This is a genomic window from Nocardiopsis exhalans (genome assembly GCF_024134545.1).
GTDB classification, from domain to species: Bacteria; Actinomycetota; Actinomycetes; order Streptosporangiales; family Streptosporangiaceae; genus Nocardiopsis; species Nocardiopsis exhalans.
In genome coordinates, this window is sequence record NZ_CP099837.1 from 7,243,188 (window position 1) to 7,257,671 (window position 14,484).

General features: G+C 70.8%; 14 protein-coding genes. 4 read left to right on the forward strand and 10 right to left on the reverse strand.

Annotated features, from left to right (window positions below; all coding sequences use genetic code 11):
- Nucleotides 1-59: 59 nt before the first annotated feature.
- Nucleotides 60-2,312, reverse strand: a complete 2,253-nt coding sequence (scpA, locus tag NE857_RS32420) for a methylmalonyl-CoA mutase (protein ID WP_254419025.1) — start codon at nt 2,310-2,312, stop codon at nt 60-62.
- On the reverse strand, nt 2,309-4,246 hold the full coding sequence (locus NE857_RS32425; RefSeq protein ID WP_254419026.1) for a methylmalonyl-CoA mutase family protein: 1,938 nt from the start codon (nt 4,244-4,246) through the stop codon (nt 2,309-2,311). Before NE857_RS32425 ends, scpA begins: the two co-directional genes overlap by 4 nt.
- Nucleotides 4,247-4,471: 225 nt before the next feature.
- On the opposite strand from NE857_RS32425, the gene NE857_RS32430 reads away from it, so the two are divergent.
- A complete protein-coding gene (locus tag NE857_RS32430) occupies nt 4,472-5,140 on the forward strand; it encodes a hypothetical protein (RefSeq protein ID WP_254419027.1) in 669 nt (222 codons plus the stop codon).
- 126 nt (nt 5,141-5,266) lie between these two features.
- On the opposite strand, the gene NE857_RS32435 is transcribed toward NE857_RS32430, so the two are convergent.
- The 3 genes from NE857_RS32435 to NE857_RS32445 all read right to left on the reverse strand — a co-directional run bounded on the left by NE857_RS32435 (nt 5,267) and on the right by NE857_RS32445 (nt 8,066).
- Entirely contained in the window at nt 5,267-5,860 is a 594-nt protein-coding gene (locus NE857_RS32435) for a hypothetical protein (RefSeq protein WP_254419028.1), read from the reverse strand.
- Nucleotides 5,861-5,976: 116 nt separating this feature from the next.
- Complete coding sequence (locus NE857_RS32440) at nt 5,977-6,378, reverse strand: spore-associated protein A (protein ID WP_254419029.1); 402 nt, start codon at nt 6,376-6,378, stop codon at nt 5,977-5,979.
- Between the two features lie 11 nt (nt 6,379-6,389).
- Nucleotides 6,390-8,066 carry a serine/threonine-protein kinase gene (locus NE857_RS32445; RefSeq protein WP_254419030.1) on the reverse strand — a complete coding sequence of 559 codons (1,677 nt, stop codon included), beginning with the start codon at nt 8,064-8,066 and terminating at the stop codon, nt 6,390-6,392.
- Nucleotides 8,067-8,278: 212 nt separating this feature from the next.
- On the opposite strand from NE857_RS32445, the gene NE857_RS32450 reads away from it, so the two are divergent.
- A complete protein-coding gene (locus tag NE857_RS32450) occupies nt 8,279-8,941 on the forward strand; it encodes a hypothetical protein (protein WP_254419031.1) in 663 nt (220 codons plus the stop codon).
- Here NE857_RS32450 and NE857_RS32455 read toward each other — a convergent pair.
- The 3 genes from NE857_RS32455 to NE857_RS32465 form a co-directional block, all read right to left on the reverse strand.
- Nucleotides 8,938-9,612, reverse strand: coding sequence for a hypothetical protein (locus NE857_RS32455; protein WP_254419032.1), 675 nt, complete (start codon nt 9,610-9,612; stop codon nt 8,938-8,940). The two genes, NE857_RS32450 and NE857_RS32455, sit on opposite strands and share 4 nt — an antisense overlap.
- A gap of 13 nt (nt 9,613-9,625) precedes the next feature.
- Nucleotides 9,626-11,188 (reverse strand): hypothetical protein, encoded by a 1,563-nt coding sequence (locus NE857_RS32460; RefSeq protein ID WP_254419033.1) that lies wholly within the window; start codon nt 11,186-11,188, stop codon nt 9,626-9,628.
- A 119-nt stretch (nt 11,189-11,307) separates the two neighbouring features.
- Nucleotides 11,308-11,940: a YigZ family protein gene (locus tag NE857_RS32465; protein WP_254419034.1), complete on the reverse strand. Its 633-nt coding sequence runs from the start codon at nt 11,938-11,940 to the stop codon at nt 11,308-11,310.
- 182 nt (nt 11,941-12,122) lie between these two features.
- On the opposite strand from NE857_RS32465, the gene NE857_RS32470 reads away from it, so the two are divergent.
- On the forward strand, nt 12,123-12,380 hold the full coding sequence (locus tag NE857_RS32470; RefSeq protein ID WP_254419035.1) for a DUF3291 domain-containing protein: 258 nt from the start codon (nt 12,123-12,125) through the stop codon (nt 12,378-12,380).
- 66 nt (nt 12,381-12,446) lie between these two features.
- Complete coding sequence (locus NE857_RS32475) at nt 12,447-13,064, forward strand: superoxide dismutase family protein (RefSeq protein WP_254419036.1); 618 nt, start codon at nt 12,447-12,449, stop codon at nt 13,062-13,064.
- A gap of 53 nt (nt 13,065-13,117) precedes the next feature.
- On the opposite strand, the gene NE857_RS32480 is transcribed toward NE857_RS32475, so the two are convergent.
- Together NE857_RS32480 and NE857_RS32485 are read right to left on the reverse strand one after the other, a co-directional pair.
- Entirely contained in the window at nt 13,118-13,825 is a 708-nt protein-coding gene (locus NE857_RS32480) for a YidC/Oxa1 family membrane protein insertase (protein WP_254419037.1), read from the reverse strand.
- A 144-nt stretch (nt 13,826-13,969) separates the two neighbouring features.
- A complete protein-coding gene (locus tag NE857_RS32485) occupies nt 13,970-14,269 on the reverse strand; it encodes a DUF6412 domain-containing protein (protein WP_254419038.1) in 300 nt (99 codons plus the stop codon).
- Nucleotides 14,270-14,484: the final 215 nt, after the last annotated feature.

Sequence of the window (14,484 nt, forward strand, 5' to 3'; positions counted from 1 at the left end):
TCCGACCACACCTGCTGAGTCGGCTGCTCCTGTTGTCCGTACTACCCGTACCGCCCCTGCTACCCCTGCTCCGGCGCCGACGGGTCCAGCCGGTCCTCCAGTTGGTCGAGCAGGTCGATCGCGGCCTCGGCGATCACCGTGCCGGGCGGGAAGATCGCGGCCGCCCCGGCCTCCCGCAGCTCCTCGAAGTCGCCCGGCGGGATGACCCCGCCCACCACGATCATGATGTCCTCGCGGTCGAGCTCGGCCAGCTCCTCGCGCAACGCGGGCACCAGGGTCAGGTGTCCGGCGGCCAGCGAGGACACCCCGACCACGTGCACGTCGGCCTCCACCGCCTGGGCGGCGACCTCGGCCGGGGTCTGGAACAGCGGGCCCACGTCCACGTCGAAACCGAGGTCGGCGAAGGCCGTGGCGATGACCTTCTGGCCGCGGTCGTGACCGTCCTGGCCCATCTTCGCCACGAGGACACGGGGACGGCGCCCCTCGGCCTCGACGAAATCGTCGACCCGGGCACTCACCCGGTCCATCAGGTGGGCCGCGTCAGCGTTCCCGGCCGCCTCGTCCTTGTACACACCCGCAATCGTACGGATCTGACCGGAGTGGCGGTTGAAGACCTTCTCCATGGCGTCGGAGATCTCCCCGACCGTCGCCTTGGCCCGGGCCGCGTTCACGGCGGCGGCCAGCAGGTTGTCGGTCAGGCCCTCGTCTGCCTTCGACTCGCGCCCGGCCGCCTCGGTCAGGGCGTCCAGGGCGGCGCGCACCTCGTCGCCGTCGCGCTCGGCGCGCAGGCGGCGGAGCTTGTCCAGCTGCTCGGCGCGGACCCTGGAGTTGTCGACCTTGAGCACGTCGATCTCGTCGGGGGTGTCCGGCCGGTACTTGTTGACGCCGATCACCGGCTGACGGCCCGAGTCGATGCGCGCCTGGGTACGGGCGGCCGCCTCCTCGATGCGCATCTTGGGCAGTCCGGCGTCGATCGCGGCGGCCATGCCCCCGGCCTTCTCCACCTCCTGGATGTGCGCCCACGCCTTGGCGGCCAGCTGCTGGGTGAGGCTCTCCACGTAGTAGCTGCCGCCCCAGGGGTCGACCACGCGGGTGGTGCCGGACTCCTGCTGCAGCAGCAGCTGGGTGTTGCGGGCGATGCGCGCGGAGAAGTCCGTGGGCAGGGCCAGCGCCTCGTCCAGGGCGTTGGTGTGCAGCGACTGGGTGTGCCCCTGGGTCGCGGCCATGGCCTCCACACAGGTGCGCCCGACGTTGTTGAACACGTCTTGGGCGGTCAGCGACCAGCCGGAGGTCTGGGAGTGGGTGCGCAGGCTCAGCGACTTGTCCTTGGCCGCTCCCAGATCCTTGACCAGGCGCGCCCACAGCAGGCGGGCGGCGCGCAGCTTGGCGACCTCCATGAAGAAGTTCATCCCGATCGCCCAGAAGAACGACAGCCGGGGCGCGAACGCGTCCACGTCCAGTCCGGACTTTTGACCTGCGCGGATGTACTCCACACCGTCGGCCAGGGTGTAGGCCAGCTCCAGGTCGGCCGTGGCCCCGGCCTCCTGCATGTGGTAGCCGGAGATGGAGATGGAGTTGAACCGCGGCATCCGCTGCGAGGTGTAGGCGAAGATGTCGGAGATGATCCGCATCGACGGCTGCGGCGGATAGATGTAGGTGTTGCGGACCATGAACTCCTTGAGGATGTCGTTCTGGATGGTCCCCGACAGCTTCTCGGGGGACACACCCTGTTCCTCGGCGGCGACGATGTACAGCGCCAGAACGGGCAGTACCGCGCCGTTCATGGTCATGGACACGCTCATCTTGTCCAGCGGGATGCCGTCGAAGAGCTGGCGCATGTCGTAGATGGAGTCGATGGCCACGCCCGCCATGCCCACGTCGCCCGCCACCCGGGGGTGGTCGGAGTCGTAGCCGCGGTGGGTGGCCAGGTCGAAGGCGACCGAGAGGCCCTTCTGACCCGCGGCGAGGTTGCGGCGGTAGAAGGCGTTGGACTCCTGGGCGGTGGAGAAGCCCGCGTACTGGCGGATGGTCCAGGGCTGGTTGACGTACATGGTCGGGTAGGGCCCGCGCAGGTAGGGCGGGATGCCCGGCAGCCCGTCCACGAAGTCCAGCCCCGCGCGGTCGGCGGGCGTGTAGAGCGGCTTGACCCCGATGCCCTCGGGGGTCTCCCACTCCAGGGCGTCGGCGGCCTTGCCGGTGGCCTCCTCCAGGGCGCGCTGCCAGTCGGCCTCGCTCTGACCGCCCTGCGCGCCCTGGTCGGTGCCGGTGAAGGCGGGCGGCTGGGGTGCGACGTCGGAGAAGTCGGGGATCATGCTCTCGCCCCCTGGGTGGAGTCGGGCTCGGTGGAGTCGGGCTCGGTGAGGATCACGTCGACCAGATCGGTGAGCAGGGCGACGGCGTCGCAGCCCTTGTGGGCGAAGGAGTCCACCCCGGCCTCCCGGTAGGCGTCGCGGGGCGCCCCGGCCAGGAGGACACGGCGGGCGCCGACCCCCCTGAGCGCGCGGGCCACTGTCTCGGCGTGTTCGGCGTAGACCTTGTCCGAGGAGCAGATCACCGCGACCCGGCTGCCGGAGGCGGTGAAGGCGGCCGCCGCGGCCCGGGCGTCGTCGAGCGGACCCGGGCCCTCGACCGCGACCCCGCCCGCGGCGAGGAGGTTCGTGGCGAAGGAGGCGCGGGCGGTGTGTGCGGCGACAGGGCCGAGGGTGGCCAGGAAGGCGGTGGGCCGTCGGCCGGTGTCGGCGGTGTGGGCGTCGGAGCGGTCGCGCAGGGACTCGTAGTCCTGGGCGTAGCGGCGGACCGGGAACCCGCCCTCGACCTGCGCGGGCCGCGCGGGGTCCGGTTCGCGGACGAGGGGCTTCTCGTGCGGGTCCGGGAACTCGCTGATGCCGGTGAGCGGGGCGGTCCGGCGGGCCAGGTCGTGGCGGCGCCGCTCCCAGAGCCGGTCCACGGCGGTACGGAGTTCACCGTGCTCGATGGCGGCGGCGATGCCCCCGGCGCGCTCCAGTTCCTGGAAGAAGGCCCATCCGGCGGTGTAGAGGTCGCGGGTGAGGGCCTCGACGTAGAAGGAGCCCCCGGCCGGGTCGATGACCTGGGCCAGGTGGGACTCCTCGATGAGGAGTGACTGGGTGTTGCGGGCGATCCGGCGGGCGAAGTCGTCGGGCAGGCCCACGGCGGAGTCGAAGGGTGCGACGGTGACCGCGTCGGCGCCGCCCACCCCGGCGGCGAAGCAGGCCACGGTGGTGCGGAGCATGTTCACGTGCGGGTCGCGGCGGGTGAGCATGGCGTCGGAGGTGGTGGCGTGCAGGCTCATGCCGCGCTGGTCGGAGGGCAGGCCGCAGGCCTGGAGCACCTGGTTCCACATGGCGCGGACGGCGCGGAGTTTGGCGATGACGGAGAACTGGTCGGCGTTGGCGGCCAGCCGGAACTCGATCCGGCGGGCGGCGTCGGCCGGCTCCAGTCCGGCGGCGGTGAGGGCGCGCAGGTAGGCGGTTCCGGCGGCGATCGCGGAGCCGATCTCCTGGGCCTCGGAGCCGCCCGCGTTGTGCACGAGGGTGCCGTCGGCGATGAACAGGCCCAGCCCGGGGTAGCGGGCGGCGTGTTCGGCGGCGAAGTCGGCGGGGCCGCTCAGGTCGGGGCGTTCCCCGGCCAGGGCGGCCGTGCTGAGGGGGTCCAGGCCCAGATGGGAGATGACCCGGCCGTCGGGGACGTCGGCGTCGGCGTGCGCCTGGAGCAGGGCGGTGGCGGCGGCGAGGGCGTCCGGTCCGGGTGCGGCGAGCACCACGGGGGCGAGGTCGAGGTAGACGTCGGTGAGGGCTTCACCGAGCCGGTCGACCGGTATCCCTGTTTCCCCCACGGCGACCCAGAGCGAGCTCACGCCGTTCATGAGGTCGTTGTGCGTGCGGCGGCGGAATTCAGCAGGGTCGGCGTCGGTATGCCGGGCCCGGATGTCCCAGCCCCCGGCCACGCCCCCGCCCGGGCGGTAGCCGCGGGTGAAGGGTGCCAGACCCGGATAGCCGGGATCGGCGGCGGGCGGCTCGCCGGTGTAGAGGGGTTCGATGTCGAAGCCGTCGTAACCGTGGGTGGCCAGCACGGATTCGGGGGTGTCGGCGAGGCGGTCCTCGGCGACACCGCTCTTGCGCAGCACCCCGGCAACGAGTTCGCGCCACCGCTCACGTGTGGCCGCCGGGAAGCCTTCGGCCAGGTTGGGGGCCGCGGTACCGGCGGCCCCGCTCTCAGGGACGTCCATACTCCGAGATGGTAGAGAACCGCGTTCGGTCCCGGCCAGCCGGGGTGTGGTGCCAGGCACATCACCCCCGGGCGCCGCTCCTACCAGAGGCGACACATCTCCTACCCGCGCGCCACTTCGGCCCCGGAGTGTGAGGTCCTGCACAAGAGCCCCGTTTCAAGAACCGAATACCTGTGGTGGTCGCCTCACAGTACGCATCAGAGTAGATATCGAGGAGTTCCCCCTATGCTCATCTCCGCCCGCCGCCACCGCCTCGCCCTCGGGGTGGCCGCTACCGGCGCAGTCCTCGCCCTCGCCGCCTGCGGTGCCGACGACCCGGAGCCCGCCGAGCAGGAAATCGCCGCGGCCGAGGATGTCGAGGAGGAGGAAGAGTCGGCGGAGCCCGACAACGGGGACTTCAGGGAGGGGCCCGTTCCGGACCAGGCCCCGGAGGCCGACGAGGCCGACCTGCCGCCCGAGCCCGCGAGCGACGCCCCGCTGGGAGAGATCCTCGGCTGGGACGGCACCGAGCGGGTGTCCTCCTTCGCCAAGGTCGGCGACCCCGACGCCACCGCCGACTGCCCCGAGATCGAGGGCGAGGAGGGCGAATCCGCCACCTGCACCATCACCTACCTGGGTGAGGAGCTCGAGTACTCGATCAACGTCCAGAGCGGCGGATTCATGCTCAACTACACCTGGGAGCTCTCGGGAGCCCCGCTTCAGCGGGACATCGTGGAGGACACCCTGCGTGTGCGCGCCGAGACCGAGCAGGTCCGCTGCGACATGGACGAGGTCATCCTGGTCGCGCCGGGCGATGACGACGTGGCGAGCTGCGAGGCCCTGGTCGACGACACCACCCGCGACTACAGCGTGAGCATCGGCGACGTGGGCACGCTCAGCGTCTTCCAGGTCTGACCTGACCTGACTGCCCCCGGGAGGTGGACTGGGGAACCAGTTCCCCCGGGGAGCAGCCCCATGGGTGCGGGCGGATCGGTGCCCGGAAATCGGGCAGCCCGCTTCACCCGGGGCGTACACCGGATGTCAGGCGCGTTCCTCGCGCTCGATCTTGTCCAGGTGCTTGTACTTGACCGCCTCACGGGGGAACGGGATCCGGAGGACGTCAGGGTGCGCGCCCCCGTCCAGGAAGGCCTGGATGACCTCGTCCGCGTGCTTGGTGCGTGCGGTGACGTACTTGCCGTCGCGGGTCACGATCTCCACCCCCTCACCGGACGCGCTGACCAGGTTGTACCGGCTGATCCGCATGGCCACCCGGCCGGGGAACCGGGCCCGGCCGATGTAACCGACCGCACCGACAGGGATCTTGACCCTCCGGTATCCGGCCATGATCTCCATGACGGACGAGCGCAGTGAGTAGCTGACCCCCACCAGCATCCTGAGCCCGACGAAGATCAGCAGGCTCACGATGATGACGAAGATCGCCGCCCACCAGGGCGCGTTCTCGTCAACGAAGACCGTGATCATGCCGCCGATGAAGAGGCCCGCACTGATCAGCCAGGTGATGACCTGAGCGATGGGGTGGACGACGGTGAAGGAGTCGTACCGTACGTCCTGGGGTGCCTGCGGCCCGGGCGCAGCGGAGGGCTCCGGTTGGTGACCGGAACCGGGGGAGCTCATAGCTTTTTCCTTGCATTAGTGGGCAAACAAGAAAAAACTACCAGCCCGGGTAGTCACTCCGGCACGGAGCGCCACCTGCACCTCTGCGCCTCTGTGTCTCTGTACCTTTGCGCCTCTCAGCCGCAGTTGGTGCCGTTGCGCACGACCCACTCGTCTCCGATCACACCGCCCCAGTCCACGCACTGTCCCGCGGCCTCCAGGTGGACCGGACCGGCGTACATGGTCCAGCTGCCCGGGTCCCGCGTCCAGGATGTGGAGTTGCTCCGTTTGAGCACCGCGTCCATGTTCATCGCGGCCCCGGCGTTGGAGCGGACGACCACCACGCAGTTCTTCCCGTTGGAGTTGTTGTAGGTGAGGTAGATGGTGCCCCCGGTGATGGAGGCGCTGTTGACCACGTTGTAACCGTCGCCGCAGACCCCGTTGTAGGGCGCGGCCGCCGCCGGCGCGGGGTTGACCAGGAGCGCGGTCAGGGTGAGGGCGAGCCCGCAGGAGACCCAGCGGGCGAGGGACTTCGACACTTCTCCTCCTCCTACCAGGGCGGGGTTCCGCTGCCGCTGGTCTTGTGGTGCTCCACGATCCGGGTGATGGTGATGGTGCCGCCGCTCTCGGTGTAGGTGACCTCGGCCGAGATGGTGCGGCTGCCGCTGTTGACGTAACCGGCCAGGGCCGCCGGGCTGGAGGACACCGAACCGGCGTCGCCGTTGCCGACGCTGCCGCCCTCCCCCTGGCAGAAGCTCCAGGCGCACACCACCGTGGCACCGTCGAGCACGGCGTACCGACCGGAGCCGTTCGCGGGCTGGAAGGCCACGACGTGGCTACCCGAGGGGCGCGAACCGGAGGCGCTCACCCCGGCGCCGACCGTGGCCATCGTGGTGGTGGGTCCGCTGTCACCGCCGTCCGAGCCGTCCTCGTCGTCGCCGTCCTCGGAACCCTCCCCGTCGGCCTCGTCCTCCGCGTCCTCGTCCTCCTCGGACGGGTCGCCGGAGGGCTCCTCCGAAGGATCCCCGGAGGCCGCGACAGCGGACTGGTCAGGGCCGGCCGCGGCTTCGCCGTCCGCCGCACCCCCGCCGCCGTCCTCGTCGGCGCCGAACCAGGCGGCGATCGGCAGGGAGTCCCAGTTGTTGGCGACCGCCACCCCGCCGACGCCCATTCCGGCGAGCAGCACCAGGGCGACGGCGGCCGCGGCGAGCGCGAGCCCCTTCCGGCCGCCCTTGCCCTGCTTGCCCCCGCGGCGCCGCTTGGGCACCGCGACCTCCTGCTCCTGCGGAGTACGCATCCCGTGCCAGGTGGCCTCAAGGGTCTGGGCGACGGCGGTCCCGGCCGCCGTGGGCCCCTCGATGGGAGAGATCGAGCGACCCATGTTGATCAGCTGCATCACACCGATCACCAGAGCCATGGCCGTGGGCCGCTGGTCGGCGTCCTTGGACAGCGCCCGGCGGGCGAGGTCGGCGAGGGGTCCGTCGAAGCCCTCCATGTCGGGTTCGCCGCTCATCACGCGGTGCGCGACGGCGGCGGGGTCACCACCGCCGAACGGAGGACGGCCGGTGGCCGCATAGGTGACCAGGGCGCCCCACGCGAAGATGTCGTCTGCGGTGCTGATGGGCTCACCGCGGTAGTGCGCCGGGCTGATCCAGCCCGAGGAACCGAGCACGGAACCGGTCCGGGTGAGCGCGGTCTGGTCGAGGGCGCGCGCGATACCGAAGTCCAGCACCCGGGGCCCCTCCGGGGACACCACGATGTTGGCGGGCTTGAGGTCGCGGTGGACCACCCCTGCGGCGTGGATCTGCGCGAGGGCCTCGGCGATGCCCACCGCGAGACCGTGCAGCAGCATCGAGGGCAACGGGCCCTTGTTCTCACGCAGGTAGGCGTTGAGGGTGAGCCCGCGGACCAAGGGCGTGGCCAGCCAGGGCTGGGCGCCCTCGGTGTCGGCGGCCAGCAGCGGGACCGCGCAGGCACCGCCGACCCGGGCCAGCATGTCGACCTCACGGGCGAACCGGCCGCGGAACTCGGGGTCGGCCGCGAACTCGGGGTGGATCACCTTGACCGCGACCAGGGGCCCGTCCTGGGCCTGGGCCGCGTACACGACACCCATGCCGCCCGCACCCAGGCGCTTGAGCAGCCGGTGGGGGCCGATCTCGGTGGGATCGACGGGCAGTAGGTCAGTGGCCGTGGCGGGCAGGAGGGCCGCATTGGGGGCAGGACTCATGGATCTCACAGATGCGAGGGCGGGGGCGGAGGGGCTCCGGGGGGAACCGGGACGCCTTGCGCCAAGACGAAGAGCCTTGTGCCAAAGCGAACCGGGCACTGCATCTTAGCCCGTTGGGCCCCACAGCCTCATGACAAACTCTGACGTCTACGCCGATACCACGCTTACCTGGCCAGAACCGGCCATGCCTGTCCCCAGGAGAACGGACGACCATGCCCCGCCCGAACCCGATCGACCTCCCCGGACGCAAGGACCGCAGCCCGCGCGCCCGGGTGTACCTGTGGTTCCGCGACCAGCCCTGGCTGCTCTGGCCGCTGTGGGTCGGGACCATCACCCTGTTGCTCTGCTCCATCGGGCTGGCACCCGGCGCCGCCTACTACTGGCCCAGGCAGTACCCGATCACCAGCGACCAGAGCGTGATCCTGGTCTACGCGGGTACGGCTGCTCTCTTTCTCCTGGTCACCGTGTTCACCGCTCCCGGCACACTGACCCAGTACCCGCGATCGATGTCCCGGGGTGCACGGGACCTCCGGTACCTGAGCCGGACCTTGGAACTCGTGGCGGAGCTCACCGGCCGTGCAGAGAGGTGGGCGGACAGCGAGGCCCGGCGCGGACGGCTCGCACAGATCCGTGAACTGGCCTCTCAAGCGGAGAAGAACGCGGACCGGGCCTGGGAACGCCTCCTGAAGGCCAATCAGATGCCTCGGCCCCACAACTGGCTGGCCAAGGCAGCCTCATGCCGGTGGGACATCACCCGGGAGCTGTACGCGGCAGAGAAGCTCGCTCTGGAAGTGCACCGCTTCGTCGACAACCGTGAGACCGGCCGGAAGGAACCGGACGTCCTGCGCGAATTCCAGCTGTGGCTCAGGCGCTAACGCAGTCGCACCCGGTCGTGCTCCAGACGCTCCCGCACCTTCTTGTACGCGCCCATGAAGAAGGCGACCACCATGAGTGCGGCACCGAACCACAGGACCTGGACGGCCCCGCCCAGGGTCTCCAGCCTGCCGGGCCCCTCCCAGCTGGGAGTCGGCCGAAAATCGCGCATGGCCGCATACGTCTCCTCGAAGTCCTCCTGCTGGACGAGCTCCACCACCCGGGCGAGGAACTCCTCCTCATGCAGACCGGGATCCTCCTCCGAGGCGAGGAAGATCGCGCGCGTCGCCTTCCCCTCAGAGCCGGTGACGGTGAGGTCGGAGCTCAGATGGAAGTGCACACCCGCCAGCTCGCCGGCGTCCGCCATGTGCCGGACGACCGTGGGAGCCCCAGGGACATCCCCCACCACCACGTAGACGTCGTGGGGCCCGGCCGAGGCGTGCGCACGGATCCGGTCGATCAACTCCTCGTCCACGACCCCCGGCATGTCCTCCTGGACATGGACGGGATCCTCCCGCAGCTCCTCGGCGATCAGCCGTAGGTTCTCCCTGCCCTCCTCGGTCGTCACCACCGCCGTCGCCGCCGGGGACGCGGTCACGAGCAGAAAGGACAGGACCAGCAGGATCGACAGGGCCGCACGGGGGAAAACGGCACGGGGGAAAGCTGCGAGCAACGGACTCGACTTTCTAGCTCTCGTCGGCCTCGGGAGACTCGGTGCTCTCCGAATCCCCGGGGTCCTCGTCCTCCGGGTCCTCGTCCTCGTTCTCATCCTCGAGGTCCTCAGGGGCGGGGCCGTAGACGAAGCGCTGGCGTTCCTGGACGAGGATGGCGTGCCCGGTGTCGGTGACCGCCTCCACGTAGGCGGAGAGGTCGTCACCGACCACGTCCATGGTCTCGGCGTCCAGGACCAGCTGGTGCTCACCGTCCTCGTTGGAGCGCGAGTCGCCGTAGACCAGACCGGCATGGGCGAAGGCCGGGGAGATCGAACCGTCCTCCTCCTCCAGGCCCCAGCGGACCTCGCCCTCCACCAGGTCCACGGCGACCATGGTGGCCTCGCCGCTGGCCTGCGGGAGCAGGAGGGTTCCGGTGTCGCCGTCGTAGAGCAGCCCCGGGGCGCCGGCCTCGTCGAAGTGCTGGGAGACCGGGTTGGTGCCCGCCTCCGGCAGGGTCCACAGCGGCTCGCCGTCGTCGGCGTCGTGTGCGGTCAGGACCGAGGGGGCCTCGGGCCTGGCCCAGCGCAGCAGGACCGTCCGCGGGGCGTCCTCGTCCACTGTGTCGTCCGTACCGTCCGCGCCGTTCTCCTCGTCCTCGACCTCGGCCTCAGCCTCGTCGTCCTCCTCGGGGGCCGGAGTCGTGAAGACGCCGAGGACCTGCGGAACCGGGATCGGGGCGGTGCCGGTCAGGTCCAGTTCCTCGTCGGTGGCGGCCACCGACCACAGGTGCTCGCCCGCGTCGTCGGGGTCGAGGGAGTGGGCGCGCAGGACGGAGTCACCCGAGTCCAGCAGGACGGCCTCGCCCCAGACGGCCACGGGAACACCGAAGCGCTCGGGGTCATCGCCGTCGGTCTCTTCTTCGGCTTCCGCGTCCTCGTCGGTCTCGGCGTCCTCGTCCGCCGGCTCCTCCTCGGTGTCCTCCTCGCCCTCTTCCTCGGGCTCGGGCTCGGGCTCCGGTTCGAAGGTGTAGGACCACAGCTCGTCGCCGTCGGTGTCCAGCACGGAGAAGTCGCCGTGGGGTTCCTCGGCGGTCCACTCGGCCGGGCGGCGCACCGCCGCCCCGTCGAGGTAGAGGTCGCCCTCCTCGGCCGGCTCCCACACGGTCTCGCCGTCGGCGCCGAGCACGAAGGGGGTGTCGTCCTCGTCCGTCATGAGCAGGACCGGAGCGCCCTCGGAATCGGTGTCGAAGCCGCGGAAGCGCGCCTCGCCCTCCCAGAGGGCCGCGCCGGTGGCGGCGTCGTGCAGCAGGTGGCGGTCCTCGCCGCCGGAGCTGATCAGGAAGGCACCGCCCACGGGGCTGATCCGCACGCCCAAGGGGTCGTCGAGGATGTCGTGGACGTCCGCGTCGTCACCGTGGAGGTGGCGCAGGACCTCGCCCTCGATCCCGGGGGGCGCCTCGCCCTCGAACTCGGTGGGGATCTGCGGGGGGTCCTGGTCCGGCGCGGGAACGGGCGGTTCCGGATCGCCGGTACACCCCGCGACCAGCAGCGCCACTAGGCCACAGGTCAGGGCCTGAGGCACACGTGAGCTGCACATTGACGGTCTCTCCCCACGAAACGATGACGTTTACGGCAAATCCTAAGCCTGTGGACGGTCAAGTGGATACACAGGGCCGACCACTCGTTACGGGCCTGTGAACGCCTCCGCCGAGGTTCTCAGGGCCCGGAATCGGGTTCCACCTCGATCACCGTGGTGCCTCTCACCTCGAATTCCGCCTTCCCGCCGGTCAGTTCGGCGAGCCGGATCTCGAAGTCGGGCAGCTCCGCCTCGGGCAGCGCCACCTCGATGCGGACCCGGTCCTCGTAGGCGACCTCCCGGACGGTCAGCGCCGAGTCGCGCAGATCGCTCTCCAGGCGCCCGCCCAGGACGTAGTCGGCGAACACGTCCACCACCAGCAGTTGGCGGCGTTCCAGCAGCCCGAACTCCTCGATCGCGGCGGACACGGAGTTGCCGTAGGCGCGGATGAGGCCGCCGGCGCCGAGCTTGGTCCCACCGAAGTAGCGGGTGACCACGGCGACGGCGTCGGTGATCCGCCGGTGGCGCAGCACCTCCAGCATGGGCACCCCGGCGGTCCCGGCGGGTTCGCCGTCGTCGCTGGAGCGCTGCACCCCGCCGTCCTCGCCCAGCACGTAGGCGGTGCAGTTGTGGTTGGCGCTCCAGTGCTCCTTGCGCCGCTCGGCGATGAAAGCGCGGGCGGCTTCCTCGCTGTCCACCCTGGCCATGGCGCAGATGAACCGGGACTTCTTGATCTCGATCTCGTGTTCGCCGCCGCGTCTGATCGTTCGCATGTCGCCTGTTCAGCAGGGGTCGTGGTGGGCCGCACCAGTCTGCCATCCCGGAGGGGCCGACCCTTTCCATGAGCACAGCCTCCGGGAGCACGATGGGGGCGCATGGACGACTCCTCGATCGACGCAGCCCGAGCCCTCGGCGACCCCCTGCGGCGCAAGCTCTACGAGTACGTCGCGCCCCCGTGCCCTCGCCCGCGCCGTCGCACCACCTCACGCGGATCAACGCCGGACTCCTCAGGGCGCCCCTGGACCACGCCTCGTTCGAACGGTTCTCCGGTGCCCACCTGGCCCTGTGGTGGATTCCGGCTGGTACGGTCCCCACACCGGAGGAGGGCGAGCGACGCCTGGAAACCCTGCGCGCCAAGGGACCCAGTGCCGAGGCGTTCACCCTCAGGGACCGGTTCGACCCTCCGGCCACACCACAGTTCCCGCACTCGTAGTTATCTGGCATGCGCCTTGGGTAACGTTGCGGACATCCACAGCACCGAGCACCCGGGAGTTCCGACATGCGCACCACGCCACCCGTCGTCGGTCTGGTCCTGACCGCCCTTCTGGCCACCGGTTGTACCCAGGGCGCCCCCTCGACCAGTGGCGGCTCGGCCGCCACGGACAGCCCCGCGGCCCAGCCCACCACCGAGCCGAGCGTGACCGTGTCGACCTTCCTCCCGCCGGAGCAGGGCGCCGGGGCGGTCACCTACGACGAGACCGCGGTGCCCGAGGGCGCGACCGCGGACGTGCAGGTCCGCGTCCAGGACGGTTCCACGTTCGTACAGTTCACCGGAACCGGCCTGGAGGAGGACCGCGACTTCGGCGCCCACGTGCACACGCGCCCGTGCGGTGACGACCCGGGCGACGCGGGCCCCCACTACCAGGACGAGGTCGACCCCGAGGCGACGGATGACGAGCCCTCCACCGACCCCGAGTACGCCAACCCCGAGAACGAGGTCTGGCTGGACATGACCACCGACGGCAGCGGCAACGCCTACATCACGGCCACCGTCGACTGGGAGTTCCGCGAGGGGGAGGCGCACTCGCTGGTGCTGCACGACGAGCACACCGCCACCCACGAGGGCCACGCGGGCACGGCGGGCGACCGCCTGGCCTGCGTGACCGTGGAGTTCTGACAAACACCGGTTCTGACAAGCACCGGTCAGCGAGCGCCGGCTCCACCCCCGGTTCAGTCCGGGACGACCCGGCGCAGGACCACCTTCTCGGCGAGCGCCCAGGCCGTCGAGGCGAACAGGTAGATCCCGGCGGCCAACGGCACGAACGCGGCGACGACCACCGTGACGAACTGCAGGTAGGAGAGCACTCCGAGCATCGGGGGCTGCGCCGGGTTGTCCTTCATCATCGGCAGGACCACATAGCGGCGGTTGGCCCAGGCCACCAGGGCCAGGAGCAGGAGCAGCGCGGCGAAGACCGGGGAGACCAGGAGCCCTTCGGCGCTCGCGGCCAGGGTGGCGCCCAGCTCGACCCCGGCGAAGGTGTGCGCGAGCAGTGGCTCCTCGACCGGACCGGCCCCGATGAACAGTCCGTACAGGGCGATGACCAGCGGGATCTGTACCAGGCCGGGCAGGCATCCGGCCAGCGGCGAGGTGCCCGCCTCGGTGTAGACCTTGCGCTGTTCGGCGACCATCCGTTCCGGGTTCTTGCCGTGCCGCTTGCTGATCTCGGCGAGCTGGGGCGCGATCCGGGCGCGCTGCTTCTCCGCGCGCACCTGGGCCACCCCCAGCGGTAGGAGCAGGAGGCGGACGGCCACGGTCAGGCCGACGACCGCCAGCCCGGCGGCCAGGGCTCCGGTGAGCGGGGTGAGCATTCCGGTGAGGACGGCGAGGATCGCCGAGAGCAGGTTGATGGCGGCCGCGATCGGCCCGAGGGTGTACAAGGATGTGGCCCTTCGTCCGGGTGGAGTATGCAGACGTCGGGCCGCTCGGAGCCGCGGGGCGGCAGGGGGGTGCCCTACGGGGCCGCAGAAGTTACGGAAACCACCGAAGGTGTGTCCTGCGGAAGGGTGTGCCCTGGACGCGGGTCAGCGAGCGGCCGGGAGGGCCGCTCCGGGCGCTCGGGGACGCGGTCTGCCCGCCGCGTCGGGGGCGCACAGGGTGAGGACCGGGAGCTTCTTCGATCTGCGGCGCATCGCGTGCGCCGCCCCGGTGGCGGTGTCGCCGGCCGGCCACAGGGCCGTACCGCGCAGGGCCAGCCAGGCCAGGGCCACGCCGACCGCGACGACCAGGAGGGTCAGCGCGCCGCTGTCCGCGCCGGGCAGCGGGAGGTCGACGGGGAGGAAACCGAGGGTGAGGAATTCGAGGAGGGGCAGCAGGTACTGCACGCGCGCCCTCCCTCCCCCGTGGTCCTGCAGCTATCCTACCCAGCCGCTACAAGGCCGACAAAAGCCCTGTCCAGTCCACTCATTCACGCTGCAGAGAAATCCGCCGACACTCCGCCGTCGCTCCACTCCATTCGCGTGATCCTGTAGCTAAATGACACAGAGTAACCAACTCCGCACTCGGTAGCGCCCTTCGGTGCCCGGCCGCGTCTTGAAGT